Origin of the sequence: Chryseobacterium sp. CFS2, assembly GCF_036543225.1 — a bacterium.
GTDB lineage: Bacteria > Bacteroidota > Bacteroidia > Flavobacteriales > Weeksellaceae > Chryseobacterium > Chryseobacterium culicis_A.
Map to the genome: position 1 here is coordinate 124695 of NZ_JAZHQU010000010.1, position 26766 is coordinate 151460.

Here is a 26766-nt window from a genome sequence, read left to right on the forward strand (position 1 = left end):
AAATTCTTATTTTAGTCAGCTAAAAAAAATAACCAATTGGGTAATCAATGATCAAGACCTTATTTTAATGTAAGGCTTTTTCAGCAGCAGCTCAAAATACACTATTAATGAAATTTAAGATACTTTTAGCATTAGTTTTTGTCAATCTAATGCAGGCCCAGAAGTTTTACTTTCCGAAAACAGCAGCAACAGATTCTGTCATTCTGGAAAAACAAATCCCGGAACTTGCTCTCAAGGTGATTACTGAACATCAGTCTCCTAAAAATAAACCGAAATCTAACGTCACATTTTTAGACAACCTGTTTCGTTTACAGCTCGCTGCAAAAGATTACAAAAATTCTATTGCCAGCTTAACTGATTACCGTAAAGAATATGCAGATCATAATATGGCAGGGAACAAATCTCTCGCTTATGAAATCTACAGCATGGCCAAACTGATGGAAAAAGATAAAAAAGTTTCTTTTCCCAATGCTCTTCAAGCAGCCTTCACTACAAAATATGAAAGTTTACCCGATCCGCTGATTGCCAAAATAGGGACCATTCTGGATGGTGATGTAAAGGATTATAAAAAATCTCTGAAAACAGCCCTTGCCAAACAAAAAGATAAGGATAGTATAGATTACGCTTCCGCACTGGCTTTATGTAAAAATTATGTCAATTATAAGACTTATTCCAGCATCAAGCCTCAGATTATGCAGCTATTTAAAGCAAAGGAGCAGGAAAAATTCATCATCGATACCCAGAACCTTACCTTAAAAAACGGAACGAAGCTCACGATTACTATTGTACGAAAAAAAGAAAACACCTCTCCTCTTCCCGTTATTCTTACCAATAATATTTATGCCGGAGAACTTGCAGATGCAGGGATGGGAAAAAGAGCAGCCGTTTACAATTATGTAGGAGCCGTGGTGAATACCCGTGGAAAAAGAAACAGTAATGACCCCAATAATCCATTTGAAGATGAAGCACAGGATCTTTATGAAGTCATAGACTGGGTAAGCAAACAACCCTGGAGCAATGGTAAAGTAGGAATGATAGGCGGAAGTTATTTAGGATTCAGCCAATGGGCAGCGGCAAAAAAACTGCATCCGGCTTTGAAAACAATCGTACCTCAGGTAGCGGTAGGAATCGGGATCGATTATCCTGCTCAAAACAATGTATTCATGAGCTATATGATGCAGTGGATTCGCTATGTCACCAATAATAAGCTGACCGATGAAGCAACCTTCACTAATTATCCAAAATGGGATTCTATTAATACAGCGTGGTATAAAAGCGGCAAATCATTCAGAACCCTGGATTCCATAAGCGGGAAACCCAATAAAATTTTCCAACGATGGCTGGATCATCCCGGTTATGATAAATACTGGCAAAAAATGGTTCCTTATAAAAAGGATTTTGCTAAAATAAACATTCCTGTTTTAACGACTACAGGCTATTATGATGCTGATCAGATCGGAGCATTGTATTATTATAAACAACATCACCAATACAACAAACACCCTAACCATTATTTAGTGATAGGCCCTTATGATCACGCAGGAGCTCAAAGTTATGGATACAATTATGTCTATGGTACCGGGAGCACCCTCATAGATCCTGTAGCCAGGATAAGTATTGATGAACTCGCTTTTTCATGGTTCGATTATATTCTGAAAGACGGCAAAAAACCGGAACTTCTAAAAGATAAAGTCAATTTCCAGATTATGAGCAGTAATACATGGAAACATGTTCCCAGTCTTGATAAAATGCACTCTTCTACGCTTAAATTTTATCTTCAGGATCATAAAGACGGATCTTCGGTTTTTGAAAAACCCCAAACCGAGCAATTTACCCAACAGACCATTGACTTTAAAGACAGAAATCCAAAGTATCTTTATCATAAAGTAAGCAAACAGGATAGTGTATATGTAACCAATTCTGTTCATTTTGAAAGTGAAGTTCTGGACAGGGATATTATACTAAGTGGAAATTTATCCGGAGTATTCAACGTTTCCATTAATAAGAAAGATTTTGACCCTAGTACTGCATTGTATCAGGTACAACCGGATGGCAAGACGTTTTTACTATCTACACATCTTACAAGAGCCAGCTTTGCAAAAGACAATTCCAAACGCCAACTTCTTAAGCCTGGCAAAAAGGAGCAGATCCCGATCAAAAATTCATTGTTTATGAGCAAAAAAATAGAAAAGGGAAGCAAACTGGTATTAGTGGTAGGAGTTAATAAAAGTAAAAACTGGCAGGTCAATTATGGATCCGGTAAAGATGTAAGTGATGAAACAATAAAGGATTCCGGGGAACCTCTGGAGATAAAATGGTACAATGACAGCTACGTGGAAATCCCTGTTTATAAAGATTAAAACCTTTTGTCTGAGCATTTTTCCCCAAATGTTCTTAACAACTGTTAACATCAAAATAAAAAATCATTACATTTGCTTTTTTTCAAATCAAATATAGTTATTGAATGAGTCAACTTTTTAGAAGAAAAATCTATTCAGATACAGATACTTCAACGGGACTTTTAAGGGTCTTAGGTGTATGGGACATTGTATTTTTTGGTATAGCGGCCATTATTGGAGCTGGAAGTTTCAGTAGTTTAGGAGAAGCCGTTTTCAGAGGTGGTCCCGGTGTAATCCTACTATATTTGATTTGCGGCTTTGCCTGTGGATTTACGGCTTTATGCTATGCTGAATTTGCCAGCAGAATTCCTACGGCAGGATCTGCCTACACCTATGCCTATGCCAGCTTTGGAGAGCTGATTGCCTGGGTAATTGGCTGGGCCCTGATCATGGAATATTCTTTCGGAAATATTTACGTAGCCTTTTCCTGGTCAGATTATTTTACGAGCTTCTTAGGACGTCTCGGAATGCATATCCCTGATTATCTGACCTGCAGTTATACGGAAGCCAGAAAAGCCGTTCAATATGGTTCAGAAAACAAAGAACTTTTAAGTGCATGGAATACTGCCCCATTGATTGGAAGCTTAAAGTTCATTGTAGATATTCCGGCATTGGTCATCAATGGTTTGATTACATGGCTTTGTTATGTAGGAGTAAAGGAAAGCAAGAACTTCAACAACTCTCTGGTTATCTTAAAACTGGCAGTGATCATACTGGTAATTCTTGTAGGCTGTGCTTATGTCAACACTGAAAACTGGACCCCAATAAGCCCTACAACCGGAACACCATCCTTCATGCCTAATGGTTTTGCAGGAGTAATGAGTGCCGTATCCGGTGTATTCTTCGCTTATATCGGATTTGATGCTTTGAGTGTACTTTCTGAAGAGACCAAAGATCCACAAAAAACCTTACCAAAAGGAATGATCATCTCTCTTGTACTGTGTACGGTGATCTATATTGCATTGACGCTTGTATTAACAGGAATGGTAGATTACAAGAAATTCGATGGTGTGGGAGACCCGCTTTCATTCATATTTGAAAAAACAAATGCTAATGTAGCCTGGATGGAACTTATTGTTTCGTTTGTAGCGATTGTTGCCATTACCACTGTATTATTGGTATTCCAGATGGGACAGCCAAGAATCTGGTACGCAATGAGCCGTGACGGATTGATGCCTCAAAGATTTCAAAAAGTACATCCTAAATATAAAACACCATCTTACGCAACAGTCGTTACCGGGGTTGTAGTAGGAATTCCTATTCTATTTACAGATAAAACATTCATCCTTGATTTTACAAGTATCGGAACTATTTTTGCATTTGTATTGGTGTGTGCCGGGGTACTTCTTCTTCCTGCTAAAGAAAAAATAAAAGGCAGATTTCACCTTCCTTATGTGAATGGTAAAATCATCTTCCCTGTTATTTTTATCGGCGGTTTGCTGGCTTTCTACAAATGGCAGCCAGAGTTTTTTGACAACCTGATGAACTGGTCAGATCCTAATGAAGGAGAATTCAGAGCTTCTATTTTCTTCTTTATCATCATCAACCTGATCTTATGTATTGTGACTTTTGTAAAGAATTTATCATTAATTCCATTGATTGGATTAAGTTCATGTCTGTACCTTCTTACAGGAATGAGCCATGAGAACTGGTTCTGGTTCGGGATGTGGTTCCTGATTGGTATGGTGATTTACTTCTGCTACGGATACAAAAACAGTAAACTGGGAAAAGAATTAAAGAATAGCTAAATAAACAAGCATAATTGTAAAAAGGCAAAATGGCAAAGAGGTTAAACCTGATGGAGAAACTGATTTGCGATTTTGCCTTTTTCTTTTTTTATTCACTTTCAAAATCGGCAGAATTATTGCTTTAACTTCAATAGAATCAATAAACTAGATTGCCATGACTGAAAGAATTAAAACATATAGAGAGTTTTACCAGTTTTATCTTACTGAACATAGTAAAACAGGAACCCGTATTTTTCACTTTATCGGAACATTTCTCGTATTTTTCGTAATATGGTATGTCATAAGTTCCGGAAAAGAAAGGTTTCTATGGTATATTCCCATTGTAGGCTATGGCTTTGCGTGGTTCAGTCACGCTGTGATTGAGAGAAACAAACCTGCTACTTTCAAATATCCTTTATGGTCTTTAATTTCAGATTTCAGACTGTTTTTTGAACTGCTTATTGGTAAACAGAAATTCTTTACATCCAATAATCAGCCTCAGAATTAAGGGTAACCTTAAACTTTTCTCTTATTTTTTTTGCTTAAAATTATTTAATGTTGGAAAACGCAAAGGCGCAAGAATTCATATTTTGCGTATATTTTAAGGCGCAAGAAAATCCCAGATTTTCAGCAAGTAATATTATCAATTTCCCAAAGATCACATTAGAAGTGAGAGGTTAAGAATATGCAGTATCCAATTTTATCAAAGATAAAATCCTTGCGTCTTACATACACTTGGTTTGTAAAAATCTTAGCGCCTTTGCGTGTTCAAAAAAACTTATACTTAGTATTCCAAATTCTATTTCTCTATTGAGATTGCTTCACCTTCAGTTCGCAATGACTATGCGTCGGTAGAATTCTGTTTATTCTGATGAAGCTTCTTCCCAATCAGATATCCCAATGAAGGCAGAATGAAAGATAATACTACCGGGAATATCAATGCCAGTCCTGAACCCTCAAGAATAACCGTTAGAGAGAAAAGATACCCGTTATACACAAGCAGTGCCAGTGTAAAGAAAAAACTGTCACTATTGCCATTGGAAAGGATATTAAAATGGCTTCCAAACTGATCAAATAAACCGGAACAGATGAATAAAAATACATTCACAAAAAATACCCACAGAACAGTTCTGTAGATCATTTTCTGCTTTGCATTCAGGTATCCTGCAAAGATCAGAAAAAGGGACAGGATTCCGGAAACGGTATAATCCAGGCTGGACATTGCTACCTCACTTCCGGTTCTTCCAAAGAAATATAAAGCATATAGCAGAATATTCAGGAGATAGATTATTGTTACATAATTCATACGTCAAAAAGTTTAGGGTTTACCATTAATATTTTTTTTCAAGTATGTCGTAGTGAACCGTATTTACTATTTTTTCAGCAAGAGCGTCTCCATTCACACTTGTCCGTTTAGGAATATAACTTGAAAAAGTTATTGTATGATCTTTATTCAATGTCACTTCCACCTCTTCAAGAATATTTTGGTCATCTACATAGAACTGAATTCTGTTTTCTACAATCCTCCAAAAAGAAAGTCTGGGCTCTGAGGGACTGCAGTCACCTGTTTTTCCTTCCACATAACTATAAATGGCAAAACCATCTTCCCGGATCGCATAATTCCTCATCAAACGGCAGTTATCAAATTGTTTTACTACCTTCTTGTTATCTTCATAAAATCCGGATTCCTTCAGTTTCCAGAATCCTGTAACATTTTCTTTGGTTAATTTTTGCGCCTTCACCAATGGAGAAACCGCCATAAAAAACGCAAGAACAAATATCTTGTGCATGGGTTAATCTTATAATTGTATGATTTTAAACGAATATATCCTTAGAATAAAAAGTTTCAGCGGGCGGCGAAGCCGCCCGCTGAAACTTTAAACTTAAAACTTTGAACCTTAAATTTTAAACTATGAATTTAAAGTTTTATTTAAATTTCTTCTTAAAACTGAATTTCAGCATATTCATCAGCCCTGGTTCAATAATGTCTATTCCCAGTCCGAAATTACTATCTGCAACAGTATGATGGTCAGTTCTGAACTGTTCAAACTCATTTTGCGGAATCTCAAGATTGACCAGAGGGTGGTATTCTATAGATACACTTGCCCCGTTTTTATGTACTTTTTTACGGCTTTTATAGTCAAAATATGGATTTGCAATGGTACTTTCCTGAATGGTATATTTTTCTTCCGTATCAATTTTCTGATCTGTATGGAGATTGATTTCATATTTCTCACTGTCGAAATTATGCCAGAATGGTAAATCTTTGTGCATAAAGTCTCTTGCGCCTGCCTTCACTACATTTCGGTCAAAGTACATCAGAAAACGGTTTTTCTGAGGATCTACAAAATACGGATTCTCAACAACCGCTGTATATTGAATCTTGACTTCATTCAGCCTTTTATCATCACTTACCACATCAATTGCAGCATCTTTGAATACATTTCTGACATCAGTACCATTTCTGTCTCCTGAATAATTAAGCGCATAGAAAAGGAAACTGTTCCAGGTATCTATAATTTCTCTTTTATTGGTACTTTTAAAATATCTTCTCATCGCATTGGCTCTGCTTCCTTTGTAAGTAGTTGACAAAGTAAGATTTCCGGTATTCCCTTGTGCATTCAGATCTACTTTTTCATCAATACAGAAATAAGGGAATTTATAAGATTTCCTTACCTGCAGTTCCTGATCTTTTTTCACTTCCAGATAATGCATAAAATACATAAATCCTCTGTTTTCAATAAGCCCGAATTCATCACGGATAGTAGCATCAATAAAATACTCTTCGCCTTTATAGTTCACTTTTACGACAACATGGTTAAAGTTTAGCAATGATGGCAGATAATATTTAATATAATAATCGGTATTAAAATTCACCAGTACAACGGATGCATCTACTCCTATATAATCAAGGATTACTTTTAACAGAACGGATTTTGCTTTACAGTCACCCTGTTTATTTTCATAGGTTACTGACGGCTCCTGCGGCTTATGCCCATTCATTTCATCAGCATTGAAAATATAATAGATGTGGTTCTGCACATATTCTATCGCAAACTGCAGTTTTTCATCCTGATCAGCTATAGCGTCCAGTTTTTCAACCAGATTCGGAGCAAAATCCTCTAAAGAAGAAGCATTAAAAATCTCCTCATAGATGGGTACAATATAGTTGGAAAGATCTTTCCAGTTACTGTCTGTAGCGAAATCTATATAAGGAAAAATTTCACGTCCGGAATCTACAGGATTGATATAATTCTGTTCTTCAATGACAAACTGTTCTCCTTTCTTCAGGAAGCTCGTTTCCGGCTCAAGAACATGGCCCTGTTCGTCTCTGAAAAATGTTTTTTTGTAGGCAATAGTCTGCTCACGTTCGTTGATAAAAGTGAATGTAAAACTGCCGTAAGCCCAATAGTTATCCGGACTTACCCAAACGTATTTTGAGAATTCCTTTCTTAGAAAATCACGGTCTGTGAATTCTTTAATTCTTGAATCTTCCAGAATCAGTACATCATACAGTCTGAGATCTTTGATGGTAATATTGATCTTTTTATTACTGCTCAAAACTCCTCCACTACTTTGATTCTCACTGTCAAGAACTTTAATTTTCGTATCCGGAATCTTATCAATCAAAACGCCATCTCTCAACACACTGATTCTGTGAATCTGATACACTTCATTCTCTTCCACAATGACATCAGAAACCGAGGCTCTTTCCAGGTTTCCAGGTTCGTTCAGAGTATATGCCATACAGACATATTCACTGTTTTCTTTATTGCTTGTATAGTATTTTTTGTCTAAAAAATAGCAGTAATCACGACCTTCATCAATTTGTCTCTTGGCAAATTCGGAGTCTTTGATTCGGTTTTTTATTTCCTCATCCCCGATATTTCCTGCCCACATTTCAGGTTTTTGAATCCTGTAATTTTCAACTTGCATTTGATTTTCCATATTTATTATAAGAATTATGTTTTGTGGTTAGTGTTTAAGAAATTCAAATTAAACGATTAAAAAAATAAAAAGCAATAGCAGAAGTACTACAATTTCGGCATAGTAATTGCGAGGTATGGGAAAAAAATCAAGTTTATGAAAAGTATAGCAACAATTCTAAAGGGGACTGTACCCGCATTAGCATTATTTGCAATGACGCAATGTACAACCACAGCCAATGCATCCGCAGGTGATGAAAAAACATTCATCGTAGGACCACAGACAGCAGACTGTACAGGCGTAGCTCCTATGAAATGTCTGCAGGTAAAAGAAAACACTTCCGCAAACTGGACCAATTTCTACAGCAATATCGAAGGATTTACTTATGAACCGGGATATGAATATGTTTTAAAAGTAAAAACAGAAAAAATTGCCAATCCGCCAGCTGATGGATCTTCTATAAAATACACATTGGTAAAACAGGTTTCTAAAACAAAAAAGAAAGAACTGGCAGCTAATGAAAAAACAATTATCGTAGGGCCACAAACCGTAGACTGTTCTGCAGGAGCAGGTCGTATGAAATGCATGCAGGTAAAAGAAAATGCTTCTGAAAACTGGACTAATTTCTACAGCAGTATTGAAGGATTTACTTATGAACCGGGTTACGAATATGTTTTAAAAGTAAAAACAGAAAAAATCGAAAACCCTCCGGCAGACGCCTCTTCAATTAAATATACATTGGTAGAACAAGTTTCTAAAACGAAGAAATAATTAATAAAAAAGTTCCTGAAAATTTCAGGAACTTTTTTTTATGTTGGAAGCTGGAAGAATGAAGTCAGAAGTTACTTTTGGTCAATCCGGAAAAGTTAACAATTATATATTTCATTTTCCTTTCTATCTTAAAATCCGGTTTCTTTCTGAGGTGGATCAGGATATTTTCCTTTGGTAGTCTCTCCTACTGTATTGGCGGTTGTCATGGCTACAACCAGATCATTCAGCATTCCGCTGGCTGCAGTAGGCGAATTGGGAAGAAGTACAAGACTACTTCTGTTGCTTGCTCCCACCGAGTGCAGCGTATCATAGTGCTGTGTTACCACGATAAGCGCTGATGCTTCATGAGAATTGATATCTACATTATTCAGCATTCTTACAGACTCTTCAAGTCCTTTTGCAATTTCTCTTCTTTGGTCTGCAATCCCTTGTCCCTGAAGTTTTTTAGATTCTGCTTCTGCTTTTGCAACGGCTACAATTCGGATTCTCTGTGCTTCTGATTCATATTCTGCAGCTGTTTTTTCTCTTTCTGCCGCATTAATTCTGTTCATAGCGTGTTTTACCTGCTCATCAGGATCAATATCTGTTACCAACGCTTTGATAATATCATATCCGTAGCTGTTCATCGCTTCCTGAAGTTCACTTTTCACCGCAATTGCCACATCGTCTTTTCTTACAAAAACATCGTCCAGTTTCAGTTTCGGAACCTCAGCACGCACTACATCGAATACAAATGAAGTAATTTGATTTTCCGGATTTTCCAAACGATAATAAGCATCTCCTACCTGGCTTCGGATCACCTGGTACTGAACAGAAATTTTCATTTTGATGAAAACGTTATCCAATGTTTTCGTATCAATCATTACGTCCAGCTGCTGAATTCTCAAATTAAGTCTTTTCGCAATCTGATCTATGATGGGCAGTTTAAGATGAAGCCCTGAATGTTTTACACCCCGAAATTTTCCGAAACGTTCAATAATAACTGCAGTTTCCTGTTTAACAACAAAAAACGAAGCAAATAAAATGATAAGCCCGAAGAAAATAACGGGCGCTAAATATATACCCATAGTTTTAAGTTTTTCTAATGTGTCGCAATAAATCCTGTTTTGTTAAAAACATTTTTACTGGTGTTTGCTTAAATATATGAAAAATAAATTTAAGACTTAGGGGATCATCTTCAGGAAATCAAACATCGGAAGTATCGCATTATTTAAATTAAAATTATTCTGAAAAAGACTTACTTTTGAATATTCATTACTCATCATGGTTAATTCTAAAGAAATATTAAAAGATCACATTTCAAAATTTACGACGCTCACAGACGAGCAGCTGGATTATGTTTTTGGCCATTTTAATCTGATTACTTTAAAGAAAGGACAAAGCCTGATCCTGGAGGGTGACTTTGTAAACCATGAATATTTTGTGCTTGAAGGCTGTTTAAAAGCTTTTTATCTTAATGACAGCATGAAAATGTTTATTCTCCAGTTTGCTATGCCGACCTGGTGGGTTACCGATTTTGATGCACTTTATAACAAAACAAGAGCTACTATCAATGTAGATTGTATCACCAACGCAACAATACTCTCTATTTCCAATGAAGACAGAGAAAAAATCTGCAATGAAATTCACGAGGTTGAACATTTTTTCCGATGGAGAACCAATAAAGGATATGTTGCTGCGCAGAAACGTCTGCTATCTTTTATGAATAACGATGCCAAATTCCGGTATCAGGAGCTTTTATCCATGTATCCTCAATTGTATAATCTGGTTCCAAAGCATCTGATTGCTTCTTATCTTGGGGTAACGAGAGAAACTCTGAGCAGACTGCACCAATAATTAACATCTTTACAATGATTGATCTCCGCCTCTATTTTGTGAGGTACATCACGTAACTTTTTCTTTCGATCGACTGAACTTTGTGTCAATATTTAAACCCAATAAAAATGGACACAAAAAATTTTAAAGTCAATGCCGGAAACAGTACCATCAACTGGATCGGCAGAAAAGTAACCGGAGCTCACAACGGTACAATTAATGTAAAAGAAGGAAACTTTACATTAGGAGAAGGAAAAACTGTATCTGGCAAGTTTGCCATTGATACCCGCACCATCAGGATTCTTGATATTGAAGATGCTGAAACCAATACGCAGTTTGCCAATCACCTGGCTTCTGATGATTTCTTTAATTCTGAAATATTTCCTGAAGCCTACTTCGAAATCACTCACGCTGAACCTGGTGATGAAAACCTTTATTATGTAAAAGGAGATCTTACCATAAAAGGGATTACCCATCCTATCGACACCAGCCTGCATATTATAACAACAAACGATACGGCTGTTTTAAAAACCAAAATCATAGTCGACAGAACGAAATTCAATATCAAATTCAGATCCTCCAATTTCTTCACCAATCTCGGAGACACTTTGATCTACAACAATTTTGATTTACATATTCATCTTGTTGCGGAAGCTTATTAATTCTATTCACCTTAAAAAATTACCATTATGCCATTTATAAAAGTAGAGGTGCTTCGCGAAGATCTTACCCGCGAAACCAAACAACAATTAATCAGAAAAATCAGTGAAGCAGTCACTTCGGTTTTGAATAAGGATCCTCATTTAACCCATATCGTGATTAACGAAATTGAAGATGATAACTGGGGATATGCCGGAGAACAGGTTTCAGTGTTAAAAGAACAAGGATTTTCAACAGTTAAAAAATAAGCATAAAAATGAAAAAGCAAACCATAATTGTAACAGGAGCCTCTTCAGGAATAGGGCTAGAAACAGCACGTTATTTTCTGCACAGAGGTGACAATGTAATCATCAATTCGCAAACAGCATCCAAATTAGAAGAAGTCTATCATGAACTGGGAGCCGGAGACCATCTGGCCATGGTGGCCGGAAATGTTTCAGAAAAGTCAACGGGAGAAGCATTGGTGCAGACAGCCCTTGAAAGGTTTGGTTCCATTGATGTTCTTATCAATAATGCCGGAATTTATGAGAACAAACCCTTTCTGGAAGTCACTGAAGATTATCTGGACCGATTTTTAACAACCAATTTAAAAGGAACGTTCTTCACAACGCAAGCTGTCATTCCTCAGATGATCAGGCAAAAAGACGGAGTGGTTATCAATGTAGGAACGCCATTGGTATATCATGCGATTGCAGAATCTCCTTCTACAGCACCTATTTCAAGCAAAGGAGCGATTCATGCTCTTACTTTACAGCTGGCGGCAGAGTTTGGAAAAGATAATATCAGAGTTAATACGGTTGCTCCGGGATTGATAAGAACTCCGATGCATGGTGCGGATCTTGACAATAATGCAGGAATACACCTGATTAACCGCATTGGTGAGCCTGAAGAAGTCGCTCAGATGATTCATGCTATCGCCAAAAACAAATTAATTTCCGGTGCCATCATCAATGTTGATGGAGGAATGGGAGCCGGACATCATTTATCATGAAACTATCATTAATTATAGCATGGCTGTTCAGCTTTCCGTTGAGCGGCCATGCACAAAATGTAAAGGATATGAAAACCTACCCAACCCCAGAAACCGAAATAAGAAATGTCATAGAGAATTATTATTTCAAAGGAATTTATGAAGGGAATACTGAACTTCTTAAAAAAGCATTCTATAAAGGCGCTTTGCTTTTCGGAGATGTTGATGGAGTTCCGTATTTCAAAACAGCAGAACAATATATTGAAGGAGTCGGAAACCGTGTAAGCCCACAGAAATCCGGAAAAGATTTTAAAGCAATAATTCTTTCTATTGAGGTCATTAATTCGATTGCTGTTGCAAAATTACAGGTCAGAATGTATGATTTTAATTATTATAATTTCATAACTTTCAATTATATAAACGAAAAATGGTTCATCATTAACAAGACATTAACCAACGTACACCTTTAATTCAAATTTTTAACTAAAAAGAGTAAAGTCATGTGGAATAAAAATAGAATTACGGAATTATTGGGAATTGAATACCCTATTCTGCAAGGTCCTTTCGGAGGAGGTCTTTCTACCGTTGCGCTGACAACAACAGTGAGTAATCTTGGCGGATTGGGAGGGTTTGGAGCTTACACATTGTCACCACAGGAAATCTATGACATTCACAAAGCCATACAATCCAAAACAGATCAACCTTACAACCTTAATCTCTGGGTAAATGATCACGATATTATTGACGAAGAACACACGAAAGAGCAATATCAAAAGGCCGTTGAAACCTTCAAACCGTATTTTGATTTTTTAAATATCGATATTCCTGAAGCACTACCCTCTTTTGAATCAAGGTTTCAGAATCAGTTGGAGGTTGTTCTTGATATTAAGCCCAAGGTGTTCAGCTTTATGTTTGGTTTACTGGATGAAAATATCATTGAGGAACTTCATCGTCAGGGAACAGTGGTATTGGGAAATGCAACAACGCTGGATGAAGCGATTGCCCTGGAAAAAACGGGTGTGGATGCTATTGTGGCTTCCGGTTTCGAAAGTGGTGGCCACAGACCTTCGTTTCTGGATCAGGCTGAACTTTCTACAATGGGAACTTTCGCTTTGATTCAATTAATTAAGGATAAAGTAAAAATTCCTGTTGTAGCTGCCGGAGGAATTGCCAACGGCCGTGGCATTGCGGGAGCTTTTAAACTGGGAGCTGATGCTGTACAGATTGGAACCGCTTTTCTGGCAACTGAAGAATCCGGAGCCCTTCCAATCCATAAAGAATTTCTATTTTCTGATGCTGCTAAATCCACCACGCTTTCCAGAGCTTATACCGGAAGATTGGGACGTGGAATTACTACAAAAATCACAAGAGATGTATTGGCTGCAACAGACAAAACACTGCCCTTTCCTTTGCAGACTCATTTCATGGGAGCATTGAGGAAAGCAGCTTTGGAACAGCAAAAGAACGATCTGGTATTTTTCTGGTCGGGTCAGATTGCGCCGCTTTTAAAACATAAAAAAGCCTCCACTTTAATGCTGTCATTAATCGAAGAGGCTTCTGAATTATTACAATAAATAGAATTTACACCGTCATTCCGATGTCTATTCCTTTAATTTTTCGATACAAATCGGTCGCATAGTTATCCGTCATCCCTGAAACGAAATCAATCACACCCAGCACTTTCTGGTAATCGGTTCCGTCATTGTAAATAAATTGCTTTGGAATTAGTTTCAAAGCTTTTTCATCATAAGATTTTCTGTGGTCTTTAGTTTTCAGAATGGAAGGAATAAAATGGTCCAGCAATTCATACATTACATTATAACCGGCATTTTCAATTTCAACAACCGCTTTGTGATTGTAGATTTTTTCTACGGAGAAACTTTCAATATCCTGTAAAGCTTTATTTTCTTTTTTGTAGATATCTAGTAAACCATTGTCTAAATTTCCTTCAAGAATCGTTTCAAAGTTATATTTGTACATCTCAATCGATTTATTGATCAAAGCATTGATTACTTTTGCTCTCAAATAGGAAATCTGTTCGTTCTCATTGGAGATAGAGCTTAACTTGGTCTCAATTCTCTGAACATCATCTGTTTCAGATTTTACCAGTTCGAAAAATAAGTTTTTACAGTCTGCAGTTGAAACAATTCCCAGTCTGTGAGCATCTTCCATATCGATGATGTTGTAGCAGATATCATCAGCCGCTTCTACCAGCCAAACAAAAGGATGTCTCTTGAAAATATGCGGTTCTTCGCTTTCAGAAATAAGCTGAGTTCCTTTTGCAATTTCGAGGAATATATCTTTTTCATTCTGGAAAAAACCGAATTTCTTCCTGTGAATGATTCCTTTTTTCTTTGCTACAGCTTCGCACGGATATTTTGCGATACTTGCCAGTGTTGAGAACGTAAGCTGAATACCTCCGGCATCTTTTCCTTGCTGTTGCTGCGCCAACACTCTGATTGCATTGGCATTTCCTTCAAAATTAACCAGATCCGCCCACTCTTTTTCATTGAACTTTGATTTCAGGTCTTTTTCGTTCCTTTCAAAATAGCTTGCAATGGCATCTTCTCCGGAATGTCCGAATGCCGGATTTCCCACATCATGACACAAACATGCGGCTGCAATTACATTTCCTAAGTTATAGAGATAAAAATTCTTTGAATCTTCAGTCAGTTCATTTTTAAAATCATCCGCAATAAATTCACCGATAATACTTCCTAGACTTCTTCCTACAGACGATACTTCTAAAGAATGCGTCAGTCTGTTGTGTACAAAAACACTTCCGGGAAGAGGAAAAACCTGAGTTTTATTCTGCAGTCTTCTGAAGGCAGAAGAGAAGATAATTCTGTCAAAATCCCTTTGAAAATCAGTTCGTGAAGCTTTAGTCTGTGGATTGTTTCCTGTACGTTGATTGGTGAAAATCTGGTTTAAATTCATCATTTTTCAAAATTACTCCAAATTTTAATTGTACGGAATAGTATTTAGATTTTTATTAGAGAGATCTGTCATTCAAAAAATCTATGATAATAAACGTTTTTTCGGAATTAGAAAGCTTGAAGAAATATTCTACATTTGATACGACTAATAAAACTGAAGAATATATCATTTTTCTTCTTCCAATTTTAAATTCTTTTTTACAATGACGGACAATACATGGCTCAACAGATGGGACGAAAGGTACAGCAGCGAAGAGTTTGCGTATGGAACAGAACCCAATAATTACCTGAGAGAACAGCTCACCAGATTAACTCCCGGGAAAATACTCTTCCCTGCAGAAGGTGAAGGCAGGAATGCTGTTTTTGCAGCAACGCAGGGATGGCAGGTTTCAGCTTTTGATATAAGTGCAAATGGCAGGAATAAAGCGTTACAACTGGCTGAACAACAAAAAACCAGCATTGATTATCAGGTGGGAGAGCTTTCTACTTTGAATTATCAAAAAGAACAGTTTGATGCTATTGCCCTTATCTATGCTCACTTTCCGGGAAATATAAAATCTTCCATCCATCACATGCTGAATCAGTATCTGCGAAAAGGCGGTTTTATTATTTTTGAAGCTTTCAGTAAAAGCCATCTTGAATATATTGCAAAGAACGAAAAGGTAGGTGGGCCAAAGGATATTGAATCCTTATTTTCTATTGAAGAGATCAAAGCTGATTTTCCGGATTATGATATTATTCAATTAGCAGAAACAGAAATTGAGCTCAACGAGGGATTGTTTCATAATGGGACTGGCTCTGTGATTCGTTTTGTAGGGCAAAAACTGGTCTAAGGATATTTTAAACAGGCTTGTTTTGGGATAAAGCTCAGATTTTATTGGGTTATGGAATATTATTTGAATCTTTATCTCAAAACAAACGTATGCCTGAAGGTCCATCCATCATATTAATGAAAGAAAACCTGCAGCCATTTGCAGGTCAGCAAGTAACAGAAGTTTCAGGAAATGCCAAATTCGAGAAAGAAATTTTCATTGGTCAATCCCTTCTGGAAATCCGAACTTTTGGAAAACAAACTTATCTTGTTTTTGGAAAAGCAGCGATCCGGATTCATTTATTAATGTTTGGTTCTTACAGCATTGATGAACAAACCAAACCGGATAAAAGCTTGCGTTTAGCATTGTTTTTCTCTACGGGAAGCATCTATTTTTACACCTGTTCTGTAAAGTCTGTAGACCTTGAATTTCTCTCCACAATTGATTGGGAAGCCGATGTAATGAGCGATCAGTGGAATCCTAAGAAAGCTGAAGAGAAATTAAAATCGAATCCGAAAATGATGGTTTGTGATGCACTAATGAATCAGGATATTTTCTCTGGTGTCGGCAACATCATTAAAAACGAAGTGCTTTTCAGAATTGGAGTACAGCCGGAAAGTATGTTGGGAAACCTTCCTGTCAAAAAAAGGAAAGAACTTATAACTGAAGCCAGGAATTACAGTTTTGATTTTCTGAAATGGAAAAGAGAATTTGTGTTGAAAAAACATTGGCTTGCTCATACTAAATCTGTGTGTCCCCTATGTGGACAGAAATTGATCAAAAAACAAACCGGTAAAGGAAAAAGAAGGAGTTTCTATTGTGAAAAGGATCAGAAGCTGTATTAGCTCAACACTATTTTAAGTTTTGTAAGCCATTGAATGGTTTATTTATCTGAACAGGCTAAAGCCCGTTTTTCTATTGAATAGTTTTTCCCACAGATTACGCAGATTTCCACAGATGATAATGTATATTTTTGATTGGTAACAGAAGGGTTCAAGGATTTTATTACTCATTGCTTATTATTCATTATTGATAAAAAGCTAGTCTGAGTTGAGAAGTCCTCCGGCAAATCTTGTAAAGAATTCAGCGCGGTAGACTTCTCCCAGAGGAATTTCGGAATCTTCGATGTATATATTGTGATTATCAAATGAATCAATATAATTCATATTCACAACGTATGATTTGCTGACCCTGATGAACGTTTCCCCTGAGATTTTCTGATGAATGGTTTTTAAATTCATTGCGGTGATCAGCTTTTGCTGTCGGGTATGAATAACTACATAATCTTTAAGTCCTTCTATAAATTTAATATCTGAAAAACTGATTTTATAGAACCTTCGCTCAGCTTTGATGAATAAAAAATCTGCGGTATTGGATTCTACCGTATTTTTCACGGTATCTTTAGATAAAAGTTCGGTATACAGTATGGCTTTATCAATGGCCTTTTCCAGTCTTTGGGGATCAATGGGCTTCAGAAGATAATCAACGGCTTCCAGTTCATAGCTCTTCAATGCATATTGGGAATAGGCTGTAGTAAAAATGATCAGGGATTTTTTGGGGAGCATTTCCGCAAACTCAAGACCTGTCACCATCGGCATTTCTATATCGAGGAAAATAAGATCTACATCATTATCTTTAAGAAATTCAAGAGCAGAAGGCGCATTGGGAAATTCGCCAAGGATATCAATACTGGAGATTTCAGCAATCAGCGATCTCATTTCGGATCTTGCCAGCGGTTCATCATCAATTATAATACAGTTCATCACACGGGAATTTTTAAATTTACAATATATTCTTTATCTCCGGACTCTATCTGCAGGTCAAAAGTATCACTATAGAGAAGTTCCAGCCTTCTGGTAATATTGGCAAGGCCAAGCCCACTGTTTTTCTTATCCGAAACAGCATAGCCCGAACTTCTTGAGTTTACACATCTGAAATAAAGCTGCTTATTCTCAATATTGATTTCTATTTTCACATACGATTCTCCCCCACTGATATCCACACTGTGCTTCACCGCATTTTCTACGAATGTGGTAAATAAATTAGGGGGAATAAAAGTACTGTTGAGAACTCTTTTGTCCACCTCTGCATGAATATCAAATAAGAAATTGTCACGCCTGATTTTTTCAAGGTTTAAAAAGTTAGACAGAAAATCAATCTCTGAGGTCAGTAACGTTTTCTCTTCACTGTTTTCATAAAGCTGATACCGTAGAAATTCGGAAAGTTTGACAATCACTACCGAAGCTTTTGCGGGATCTGTTCTGATGAGTGCTTTTACATTATTCAGCATATTAAAAAGAAAATGAGGATTGATCTGGTTTCTCAGTTCATTCAACTCCATATTCAATGTAAGATTACTCAGTTCATTAATCCTTTTGTTGTCACTGATCCATTTCTGTAAAAGTTTTACTGTAGTGGTGGTCATGATAATCGGAATACACATCAGAACGCCTTCATAAATTCCTCCTTTCTCATTTTCTCTAAGAATATTTTTAATTCTGAATTCCTCGAAGAAAAGCTTAAAACCATATCCGATAAAGTTGAGTCCCAGTACTCCCATCAAAACAAGCAGGACAAGATAAGTGACATATTTTGTTTTAAAGAAAAACCGCGGAACCAATACATATATATTTATGTAAACCATGGTGATCAGGACGGTATACACAAAGAATAAAACATAATACTGATAGATCCCTGAGTACCAGTGCCAAAATCTCGCACTGTAGATCAACAGGAAAAAGAAGATCAGAAACAGCAGATGTCTTCGAAATCGGTACTTCCCTTCCACCAGAAAATCCATGACAAAGGTTTCTTCAAATTTCCAAGGACTGTATTTCATGCGATAGGCTCGTTTTATGAGTAACAAAAATAGACATTAACGGAAATTATTACTACTTTATTATACAAAACCTGCATTTTATTATACCAATTTTGGGTTTCCCGGATTTTGTATAAAATACCTGCCATTTCGTATAAAAACACAATCACGCTGTACTTTTCTCTATTCCTTTGCATCGTAAAATGACACTTATGGAATTAACAGCTTTTCACGAACTGACTCAGGAAATATCACTAGAATGCTTTTTTATGACAGAATCTCAACAGGAAGAAAAAGTAATACAGCTTATTGATTTACATCATTTTGTAGAATGTTTTGACCCAAAAATGAATATTCTAAGCTACCTCCATCATCCTATTAATATTGTGGAACACCAGGGAGATAAAAAAGGAATTTTATTCTGTGACCTCAAGCATTCTGCCGTTCCTGACAGCAATGCTTCTGAAGAGTTTAGAAGAAGATACGGACTCTCAGAACTCTGGTTTGTTTTTGTGGAGGAAACATTTGTTACGGATACTTCCGGATATGCTGATGCGATTATTGAAAACAGTCTGGATATTTTCTATGACAGGATTTTTACATTCAATTTTTTCCAATCTATAATCCAACCCTTAAAATAAACTCACCATGAAAACATTGAGAAGAATGCTGGTTCCTTTTGCCATACTTCCTTTAAAAAACAGTATTTACGCCCAGAAAAAGGATAGTATTCCATTGAAAGTCCGTGCTTTTTTTGCGGATAAAATTCCACAATCCCGAAATTTCAACCTTGAATACACTTTGGTTACTCCCTCCTCTTTCTCTTCACAACTTCAGGGAAAAGATCTGCCGGATAACAAAGTGAAAAGCTTTCAACAGGTAAAAGCGGATGCCAATATTTATTTCATCAAAAACAGAAGCTGGCTTTTTAGCACTTCCCTGAGTTATCGTTTTACCTCGATAGGCAACGAAAATCCGGTAATCCCCGGAACTGAAGGGGAAGAAAACTTTCATTATCATTCGGAAGCGATTAATCTTAGTTATTTCTCAAGGTTATTCAAAAAAACGGCAATCTATTCCGCCAGTATTTCTACAGATGGAAGCGATCAGCATTTTGAACGTATCAGAGGATTGGTTACCGCTTCATTAATTTTAAAAGCAACTCCTAAAACAAAAATGTCTCTCGGACTGGCTGGTATTATTGATCCCAGCACTCAAATTCCCGTTCTCCCTATTTTCACTTTAGAAAACAGATTTAATAACGGATGGGTACTGGATGTACTGCTCCCGAAAAAAGTATTGGTAAGAAAAGACATTTCTTCAAGCGGAAGGCTTTCTCTGGGAACAGAGATGGATAATACCTCTTTTTATACCTACCGCAATAATAACACGTATGAATTCCGGCAGGCTGCCCTCAATTCAGGAGTTATTTATGAACACAATCTTGGAGGAAATTTTATAGGAACATTTAAAACCGGACTTCGAGCGAATATTAATTCAAGAGCATTTAATAAGCAGGAGTCCTTTAATGATTATATATGGAAAGGAACTTATAAGCCTTCTTTCTATTTCAATGCCGGAATTTCATATAATCCTTTTGAAAGACGAAAAGTAAAATAATATCCAACTGCAATTGGATTTTACAAGTTCCGAACTTATTATAAATTTTCTCAACCAAAATATTAAAAAAAAATTAAAATTTCCCTCCTTCAAGATTTAACTATTCTCCTAAAATAGAATCAAAAGTTCAGCTAAGCATAAGCTGTTTCAAATATAGAAACCTTTCTCTTTCTTGAAAAATCTTATTACTGCTACACTTTGCTGATGAAAATAATTTCGGGATTTTATATAAGAATAGACTTTAAAAAATAGAAAATGGCAGTACCCAAACAAATATTTCAGACTTTTAAAACTAAAAAACTTCCTTTGATTACACGGTATCACATCTGGAATATGAAAAGGAAAAATCCGGAGTACAGCTATTTCTTTTATGATGACCATGACATAGAGCAATTTCTCACGGAAGAATTTCCTCCTGAATATATTGAAAGCTATCGAAAACTGAGAATTGGAGCTTCAAAAGCTGATTTCTTCAGATACGCTGTTTTATATAAAAAAGGCGGAATATACCTGGATATAGACAGCAGTATTATAAAACCGTTTAAAAAACTTATTCAGGAAGATGATGAAGCTGTGATCAGTGCAGAAAGACACGAAAATCTGTATGTTCAATGGGCTCTTATTTTCAATAAAAACCATCCTTTTCTAGAGAAAACATTAGAACTGATGATTGATAATATAAACCATCACCGCTATCCGCATGATATCCATGCCACTACTGGCCCTACTGTATTCAGTAAAGGAATCAGGAAATCATTAGAGGAAAATCCGGCAATTCCCTTTAGATTATTTCACGGCATTGAGTTCCGTGGATATTTAAGGTTTAAATATAAACTGGGAAAGTTCTTTTTATACAAATCAAGGTCCCAACATTGGAAACAGATGGAAAAGCGTCAGGAAATTATTTTTTAGTGAGTTCCCATTTTTGAAAATACATTAATAATAATTACTCCAACAACAATCAAAGCAATCCCAATAATGGCAGGCAGATCCGGAACCTGCTTGAATGCTATAATTCCGATCATCGTTATAAAGACAATACCTACTCCGGACCAGATGGCGTAGGTAATGCCTACCGGTATATGACGAAGAGTAAGACTCAGAAAGTAAAAAGCACAGGCATATCCTATGACTGTTACCACCGATGGCCATAGCTTCGAGAATTCCTCAGATTTTTTCAAAAAAGTGGTAGCAATGATCTCAAATATAATAGCCAAAGCAAGAAAAATATAACTGCGTCCCATAAATTCATTCTTTGTACAAAAGTAACAAAAGCACTCCGGTAATTCAAAAAGGGATAATGGGAAAATTCTCTGCTGATCAAGAGACAGCAAATGCTTCTCTTTCTTTAACGCTTTGAAAACCTTCAGTTTTTTACCACTAATCCTACAATTATACTTCTTTCAGGCACTTAATTCATCTTAAGTGCTTTATTTTTAGCTTCATTCAATATTTTAAATATTTTGAAAAAGTATACCATTGTGCAAACTTATTTTTCAGATCTGGCATAAAAAAAATATTTCTCCATGTCATGAAGTGTGACAGATGACAAAAATTCCGAATCAAAAACGAGACTAAAAATAAATTTTCTTAACATGAAAATCCTTTTCGCGTGAAAAATTTACATTCAAAAAAAGTGGATTACAACAATATTATGCTAAGCATTATTTATTATTTGTTTTATCAACTCCAATATAGAAGTCGATAAACGATTAACATTTTCACATAATTTTACAGATAGAATAATAAAAGTATTAATAAATTCTCAATAACACATTAATTTAATGTAAACAAAAATTCACTGATAAATGAACCTACAATCCCGTAATACACTGATATACATCATAAATATTTACTTTGGCACATGATTTGAAAGTAGTAATATTGCAATTGAAAGATTGATAAAAAAAAGTCAAATAATTAAAAATAATACAAAATGGTAACTTATATCGGTATCGTAACAGGTTTAGTAGTAATTACATCATATTTCATGACAGTAAGAAGAGAAAGAAACTAATCTTAAAATAAAACAAGCCTATAGAATATCTATACTAATTATATTGTTTTATGTTTTTAGTCTGAGAGATCGGATTGCTCTTTTACCATCGGGTAAAAGGGCCCAAAAACATAAACAAAAAAGATCTTAGTTTCATAACAAATTTTAATATCCAAATGAGAAAAGCCGGTCGCAAGTCTGGCTTTTCTTTTTTTATTGAGTCTTTTCCCCACAGATCTCACAGATTGTTTTCTAATACCAGCATCCATTCATCATTCATTTTACGCTGGACCAGATACTTATTATGATTCAGGATTTCTTCCGGCATCTAATAAAGCTTTATCTTTGCTTATTCAATAATCCTTAAACGTCATTATGAATCTGTACAACCTCATTATTCAAGATAAAGAACAAGTTACCCTAAACCAAGTATTTCTAGGAAAAACCAACAGAGATGAGCTTGTACAGCTAATCAAGGAGCATACCTATATTAAAGAACTACAGGAATACGGCCTTCCGGTTAATAACAAGATTTTACTTCAGGGAAGTTCAGGGTGCGGGAAAACAATGACCGCAAAGGCTATCGCCAATGCCTTAGGGAAAAATATTATCATCCTGAATCTGAGCAATATTGTCTCCTCACGAATCGGAGAAACTTCTCAGAATATCAAAATGATATTTGATAAAGCAGCAAGGGAAAGATCAGTACTTTTTCTTGATGAACTGGATCAGATTGGGAAAGCAAGAGGCAGCGATGATAAAGATGTAGGCGAAATGAGAAGGCTGGTTAATACCTTGATTCAATTGATTGATTATTACCCTGAGAATGCCCTTTTAATCTGTGCTACCAACCACCCTGAAATCATTGATACAGCACTGTTAAGACGTTTTCAACTGAAGATTAATTATGAAATGCCTTCTGCCGAAGTTTTGGATATATTCTACGATCAGTTGCTGGCACAGTTTCCTGAAGAAATGAGAAAAGTTGAAAGACGGTATTCTATTTCTTTTGCTGAAGCTAAAGATTATGCATTTACCGTGGTTAAAAGTGCTTTGATAAAAAAGTTGGAAGCAAAAATAGTTGAGAATTGAGATCACTAAATTAATTGCCAAAATTATACGGATCCGTTTTCCTGGAAACGAATTTTTTCTTTGCTGAAAAATGTCAATTGCGTAAGTACTGAATTAAACCCATTTTGAATTTGAAAATTTATTAATTTTAAAACACTAGAATGAATACCAATGGACGATATTTTTTTACTCAATCAGCTAACCACATCATTTTTTAATTTGTTTACTAATACTAATGGAAAAAAGCAGGACTTTGAAAGTATTGATGATATTTGTTTAAATGAAACAATAATAATCAAAAAGGATAAAGGCAACGAAGAAATTTATACCCTTGACAGTTTTATTACTCCAAGAAAAAGAATTTTAACAGACGGAACACTTACCGAATTTGAGGAATATGAAGTCAATGAGGAAACAAAAATAGTTAACAATATTGCTCAACGTTTTTCTAAATACCAAAAGCATGGATACCTTAATGGTAATTATTTTGAAGGAAATGGCACTAAATTTTTTCAGTATGTTAAGACTGCAAAAGGCTGGAAAATAAATTCAGTTATTTGGGAAGACGAAAATATTTAAACATCCATCATGAAAGAAGACATTCTCCACAATCTAACCATCATCAATAACCGGATAAAAACCGCCTGTGAACAATCTGGAAGGAACATTGATGAAGTTAAATTATTACTGGCTACCAAAACAGTTTCCCCAGACCGGATCAAAATTGCTTTAGAAAACGGACAAACCTTAATTGCAGAAAACAAAGTCCAGGAATTGAAGGAGAAATATGAAGATCTGAAAGATATCCCTCATGAAAATCACTTTATAGGACATCTTCAGACCAATAAAATCAAAGATATTCTAAAATATAATGTCACCTGTATTCAGTCTCTGGATCGTCTGGAACTGGCCGAAAAGCTACATCAGAGGCTTCTGGTGGAAAACAAAACGATGGATGTCTTTATTCAGGCAAATACCTCCAATGAAGAAAGCAAATTTGGAGTTGACCCTGCTGAAGCGATTGAGCTCACCAGAAAGATTTCTGAATTTTCTACTTTAAAAATAAAAGGCTTAATGACCATTGGTCTGTTCAGTGCAGAAACTGAAAAAGTAAGATCATGCTTTAAAATCCTGAAAAAACTCCAACAGGACATTATCCTTGAAAATATTCCCGGTGTGGAAATGAAAGAACTTTCCATGGGAATGAGCGGAGATCTGGAAACAGCTATTGAGGAAGGAGCCACCATTGTACGGGTGGGAACCGCTGTTTTTGGAGCCAGGGTTTATCCTGACAGCTATTATTGGGATGAGGGTAAAGCGAATAAAAAAGCATAAAATCACATGTTTCCATTTACTTATACTTTTGAAAGAGAAATCATCGGAGATAAAACATCTGATCAGGTTATTTATGCAGTACACGATCTATTAAAGGAAAAAAACATTCAAAATATCCTTTGCGGACCGGAGTTTATTTCTTTCAGTGAAGGTCTTTTCACAGAAAGATCCAATTGGCATTATTTATCTTTAATTGATAATGGAAAATTCACTTATCATGAAAACAACAAAACGCTTACTTACGAAGTAAAGCTATGGAAGTTAAACCTCTTTTCGCTTATTTTTTTCATTATTACCATGGCTAGTTTTAAAAATTTCTTCGGTAATCTGTTTCCTTTTTCAGCACTTTTGATCAATCATTTACTTTGCTATTTTGGAAACCGGGGATTGATAAAAAAAATTGTCCATAAGATTAACTATTTATCCTAATTCTTTACGTTAAATCATTTATTTCCAGCCAATCAATGTGTTCAAAACCCTTTAAACAAAGGCTTTTTTAGTCTACAAATCCGGTATACTTTTTGCTATAAATCTTTCATAACCAAATAAATGCATTTATGAATAAAAAATTACTATCGGTATGTCTGTTCATGACATTATTATTCTTTTTTTCATGTGAAAAAGAAAACACACAGATGAAAAGTGGAATTTCAATTGAAACCATTTCAATTATAACCTGCGTTACTATGGGCGTAGCCATTTTGCTTGCTTATAGCTTTAAAAGAAGGTAAAAAAACCGGAACTTAAACACTAAGACACCTCTCAATTTTTGGGAGGTGATTTTTGTTTTAAAATAGTAATTAAATGATTGACATTTCATTAAAATATAATAAATTTCAAAGAATTTCCTTTCGCAACTCATAAACCCATGAAAAAAATATCTCTGGCAGTACTTTTACCTTTACTCATTTTGAATTGTAGTCACAAAAAAGAAAATGTTCAACATACAGGCAAAGAGAATCCCAATCTTAAAATGTCCATACCAGTTGAATATCTTACAGATTATCCTGCAATCAAAGATTCTTCGAAATTCATCAAAAACCTTCGGCAAACCTTTAATCTGAACATTCATGAAAGTTCTGTTCAGCAAAAAGGTGAAAAAATAACAGCATTCAAAAAGGTGAAAATTAATGGTTCAAATCATGAGTATTATTTTATTGAGTATGATTGGAAAACGGGACCCAATTCCGGATATCCATGGAAAAATCAACTCTTATTAACACAAGAAGGGAAACTTGTTAAAATCTTATCAGCAGAACGATATGAATTTGTTTCTATTTTCCCAAAACAAAATCCATTCTTACTGACAACCTTGGTCACAGCGCGTGGAAACGGAGGTCATGAAATTTACAAGGTAACATCAGACTCTTTAGAAAATATTTATGGAGGTAACGTCAGAACATATGATGCTCATGAAGACAACAAAATTTATGAACCGTACGAGCTGCAATTAAAAATTAAAGACTACAATAATGACGGGTTTAACGATATTGCTTTCACGGGAAAACTCGTATTCATACAGGGTCGTACTCCTCAAGGTGACTGGTGCGACGGTACTACAATAGATGGTAAACAAGTTGATTATTCCATTGATCATCCTTTTCAAAAGATTCCTGTAGAATATATTTTTCTGTATGATAAAAAAGCAGGGCATTTTAAGGCAAAAGAAGATTATGTAGAGAAATATAAATTAGATGAATAGAAAATTGAGATTGCTTCGCTTCGCTCGCAATGACAATGGCTGTACAAGGTTCGCAATTTGTCGAAAAAACATATCGTTTAAGCTTTGCTGATTGCAACACCTTTGCCAACATTGAAACAATTAGTAGTCGAAAAATCTTTGCGACATTTGCGTTAAAGAGATTGCTTCACTTTGCTCGCAATGACTATAAAAACAAAAATCCCTCTC

28 protein-coding genes are annotated in these 26766 nt (G+C 35.7%); 20 read left to right on the forward strand and 8 right to left on the reverse strand.

Annotation, left to right across the window (positions count from 1 at the left end):
- Positions 1–107: 107 nt before the first annotated feature.
- The 3 genes from ODR02_RS20560 to ODR02_RS20570 all read left to right on the forward strand — a co-directional run bounded on the left by ODR02_RS20560 (position 108) and on the right by ODR02_RS20570 (position 4634).
- Positions 108–2360, forward strand: coding sequence for a CocE/NonD family hydrolase (locus ODR02_RS20560; protein ID WP_309513310.1), 2253 nt, complete (start codon positions 108–110; stop codon positions 2358–2360).
- A gap of 104 nt (positions 2361–2464) precedes the next feature.
- Positions 2465–4147, forward strand: coding sequence for an APC family permease (locus ODR02_RS20565; RefSeq protein ID WP_209784046.1), 1683 nt, complete (start codon positions 2465–2467; stop codon positions 4145–4147).
- Positions 4148–4301: 154 nt separating this feature from the next.
- On the forward strand, positions 4302–4634 hold the full coding sequence (locus ODR02_RS20570) for a DUF962 domain-containing protein (protein WP_209784045.1): 333 nt from the start codon (positions 4302–4304) through the stop codon (positions 4632–4634).
- A gap of 333 nt (positions 4635–4967) precedes the next feature.
- On the opposite strand, the gene ODR02_RS20575 is transcribed toward ODR02_RS20570, so the two are convergent.
- The 3 genes from ODR02_RS20575 to ODR02_RS20585 all read right to left on the reverse strand — a co-directional run bounded on the left by ODR02_RS20575 (position 4968) and on the right by ODR02_RS20585 (position 8074).
- Positions 4968–5432 (reverse strand): hypothetical protein, encoded by a 465-nt coding sequence (locus tag ODR02_RS20575; protein ID WP_309513311.1) that lies wholly within the window; start codon positions 5430–5432, stop codon positions 4968–4970.
- Positions 5433–5457: 25 nt separating this feature from the next.
- Positions 5458–5916, reverse strand: coding sequence for a lipocalin family protein (locus ODR02_RS20580; RefSeq protein ID WP_309513312.1), 459 nt, complete (start codon positions 5914–5916; stop codon positions 5458–5460).
- 136 nt (positions 5917–6052) lie between these two features.
- A complete protein-coding gene (locus ODR02_RS20585) occupies positions 6053–8074 on the reverse strand; it encodes a hypothetical protein (protein ID WP_309513313.1) in 2022 nt (673 codons plus the stop codon).
- Positions 8075–8209: 135 nt separating this feature from the next.
- On the opposite strand from ODR02_RS20585, the gene ODR02_RS20590 reads away from it, so the two are divergent.
- Entirely contained in the window at positions 8210–8824 is a 615-nt protein-coding gene (locus tag ODR02_RS20590; protein WP_245169678.1) for a DUF4377 domain-containing protein, read from the forward strand.
- A gap of 128 nt (positions 8825–8952) precedes the next feature.
- Here ODR02_RS20590 and ODR02_RS20595 read toward each other — a convergent pair whose 3' ends face one another.
- Positions 8953–9891 carry an SPFH domain-containing protein gene (locus ODR02_RS20595; RefSeq protein WP_309513314.1) on the reverse strand — a complete coding sequence of 313 codons (939 nt, stop codon included), beginning with the start codon at positions 9889–9891 and terminating at the stop codon, positions 8953–8955.
- Positions 9892–10087: 196 nt separating this feature from the next.
- Between ODR02_RS20595 and ODR02_RS20600 the strand changes: the two genes are divergently transcribed.
- The 6 genes from ODR02_RS20600 to ODR02_RS20625 all read left to right on the forward strand — a co-directional run bounded on the left by ODR02_RS20600 (position 10088) and on the right by ODR02_RS20625 (position 13843).
- The gene (locus ODR02_RS20600; RefSeq protein WP_105681884.1) at positions 10088–10660 is read left to right on the forward strand and encodes a Crp/Fnr family transcriptional regulator; all 573 of its coding nucleotides are present in this window, start codon (positions 10088–10090) and stop codon (positions 10658–10660) included.
- Between the two features lie 107 nt (positions 10661–10767).
- Positions 10768–11301 carry a YceI family protein gene (locus ODR02_RS20605; protein ID WP_309513315.1) on the forward strand — a complete coding sequence of 178 codons (534 nt, stop codon included), beginning with the start codon at positions 10768–10770 and terminating at the stop codon, positions 11299–11301.
- A 27-nt stretch (positions 11302–11328) separates the two neighbouring features.
- On the forward strand, positions 11329–11547 hold the full coding sequence (locus ODR02_RS20610) for a tautomerase family protein (RefSeq protein WP_105681882.1): 219 nt from the start codon (positions 11329–11331) through the stop codon (positions 11545–11547).
- Positions 11548–11555: 8 nt separating this feature from the next.
- Positions 11556–12290: an SDR family NAD(P)-dependent oxidoreductase gene (locus ODR02_RS20615; protein WP_309513316.1), complete on the forward strand. Its 735-nt coding sequence runs from the start codon at positions 11556–11558 to the stop codon at positions 12288–12290.
- Positions 12287–12739 carry a nuclear transport factor 2 family protein gene (locus ODR02_RS20620; RefSeq protein ID WP_309513317.1) on the forward strand — a complete coding sequence of 151 codons (453 nt, stop codon included), beginning with the start codon at positions 12287–12289 and terminating at the stop codon, positions 12737–12739. The genes ODR02_RS20615 and ODR02_RS20620 overlap by 4 nt, the downstream gene beginning before the upstream one ends.
- 30 nt (positions 12740–12769) lie before the next feature.
- Entirely contained in the window at positions 12770–13843 is a 1074-nt protein-coding gene (locus ODR02_RS20625) for an NAD(P)H-dependent flavin oxidoreductase (protein WP_309513318.1), read from the forward strand.
- Between the two features lie 7 nt (positions 13844–13850).
- Here ODR02_RS20625 and ODR02_RS20630 read toward each other — a convergent pair whose 3' ends face one another.
- A complete protein-coding gene (locus tag ODR02_RS20630) occupies positions 13851–15206 on the reverse strand; it encodes a deoxyguanosinetriphosphate triphosphohydrolase (RefSeq protein ID WP_309513338.1) in 1356 nt (451 codons plus the stop codon).
- Positions 15207–15408: 202 nt separating this feature from the next.
- On the opposite strand from ODR02_RS20630, the gene ODR02_RS20635 reads away from it, so the two are divergent.
- Both ODR02_RS20635 and ODR02_RS20640 read left to right on the forward strand, forming a co-directional pair.
- Complete coding sequence (locus tag ODR02_RS20635) at positions 15409–16038, forward strand: class I SAM-dependent methyltransferase (protein WP_309513319.1); 630 nt, start codon at positions 15409–15411, stop codon at positions 16036–16038.
- An 89-nt stretch (positions 16039–16127) separates the two neighbouring features.
- The gene (locus tag ODR02_RS20640; RefSeq protein ID WP_309513320.1) at positions 16128–16862 is read left to right on the forward strand and encodes a DNA-formamidopyrimidine glycosylase family protein; all 735 of its coding nucleotides are present in this window, start codon (positions 16128–16130) and stop codon (positions 16860–16862) included.
- Positions 16863–17057: 195 nt separating this feature from the next.
- Here ODR02_RS20640 and ODR02_RS20645 read toward each other — a convergent pair whose 3' ends face one another.
- Both ODR02_RS20645 and ODR02_RS20650 read right to left on the reverse strand, forming a co-directional pair.
- Positions 17058–17780 carry a LytR/AlgR family response regulator transcription factor gene (locus ODR02_RS20645; protein WP_309513321.1) on the reverse strand — a complete coding sequence of 241 codons (723 nt, stop codon included), beginning with the start codon at positions 17778–17780 and terminating at the stop codon, positions 17058–17060.
- The gene (locus tag ODR02_RS20650; RefSeq protein WP_209784033.1) at positions 17780–18856 is read right to left on the reverse strand and encodes a sensor histidine kinase; all 1077 of its coding nucleotides are present in this window, start codon (positions 18854–18856) and stop codon (positions 17780–17782) included. Before ODR02_RS20650 ends, ODR02_RS20645 begins: the two co-directional genes overlap by 1 nt.
- A gap of 191 nt (positions 18857–19047) precedes the next feature.
- Here ODR02_RS20650 and ODR02_RS20655 point away from each other — a divergent pair, with 191 nt between their 5' ends.
- The 3 genes from ODR02_RS20655 to ODR02_RS20665 all read left to right on the forward strand — a co-directional run bounded on the left by ODR02_RS20655 (position 19048) and on the right by ODR02_RS20665 (position 21367).
- On the forward strand, positions 19048–19476 hold the full coding sequence (locus ODR02_RS20655) for a hypothetical protein (protein ID WP_209784032.1): 429 nt from the start codon (positions 19048–19050) through the stop codon (positions 19474–19476).
- Between the two features lie 7 nt (positions 19477–19483).
- Complete coding sequence (locus ODR02_RS20660) at positions 19484–20455, forward strand: DUF6268 family outer membrane beta-barrel protein (RefSeq protein ID WP_309513322.1); 972 nt, start codon at positions 19484–19486, stop codon at positions 20453–20455.
- Positions 20456–20710: 255 nt separating this feature from the next.
- Positions 20711–21367: a glycosyltransferase family 32 protein gene (locus ODR02_RS20665; protein ID WP_209784030.1), complete on the forward strand. Its 657-nt coding sequence runs from the start codon at positions 20711–20713 to the stop codon at positions 21365–21367.
- Here ODR02_RS20665 and ODR02_RS20670 read toward each other — a convergent pair.
- Complete coding sequence (locus tag ODR02_RS20670) at positions 21364–21699, reverse strand: DMT family transporter (RefSeq protein ID WP_209784029.1); 336 nt, start codon at positions 21697–21699, stop codon at positions 21364–21366. The two genes, ODR02_RS20665 and ODR02_RS20670, sit on opposite strands and share 4 nt — an antisense overlap.
- Positions 21700–22826: 1127 nt before the next feature.
- On the opposite strand from ODR02_RS20670, the gene ODR02_RS20675 reads away from it, so the two are divergent.
- The 5 genes from ODR02_RS20675 (at position 22827) to ODR02_RS20695 (ending at position 26559) form a co-directional block, all read left to right on the forward strand.
- On the forward strand, positions 22827–23543 hold the full coding sequence (locus ODR02_RS20675) for an AAA family ATPase (protein ID WP_309513323.1): 717 nt from the start codon (positions 22827–22829) through the stop codon (positions 23541–23543).
- A 150-nt stretch (positions 23544–23693) separates the two neighbouring features.
- A complete protein-coding gene (locus ODR02_RS20680) occupies positions 23694–24101 on the forward strand; it encodes a hypothetical protein (RefSeq protein ID WP_309513324.1) in 408 nt (135 codons plus the stop codon).
- A gap of 9 nt (positions 24102–24110) precedes the next feature.
- Positions 24111–24857: a YggS family pyridoxal phosphate-dependent enzyme gene (locus ODR02_RS20685; protein ID WP_309513325.1), complete on the forward strand. Its 747-nt coding sequence runs from the start codon at positions 24111–24113 to the stop codon at positions 24855–24857.
- A gap of 6 nt (positions 24858–24863) precedes the next feature.
- Positions 24864–25286: a hypothetical protein gene (locus tag ODR02_RS20690; RefSeq protein WP_209784025.1), complete on the forward strand. Its 423-nt coding sequence runs from the start codon at positions 24864–24866 to the stop codon at positions 25284–25286.
- A 439-nt stretch (positions 25287–25725) separates the two neighbouring features.
- Complete coding sequence (locus tag ODR02_RS20695) at positions 25726–26559, forward strand: hypothetical protein (protein ID WP_309513326.1); 834 nt, start codon at positions 25726–25728, stop codon at positions 26557–26559.
- Positions 26560–26766 lie beyond the last annotated feature (207 nt).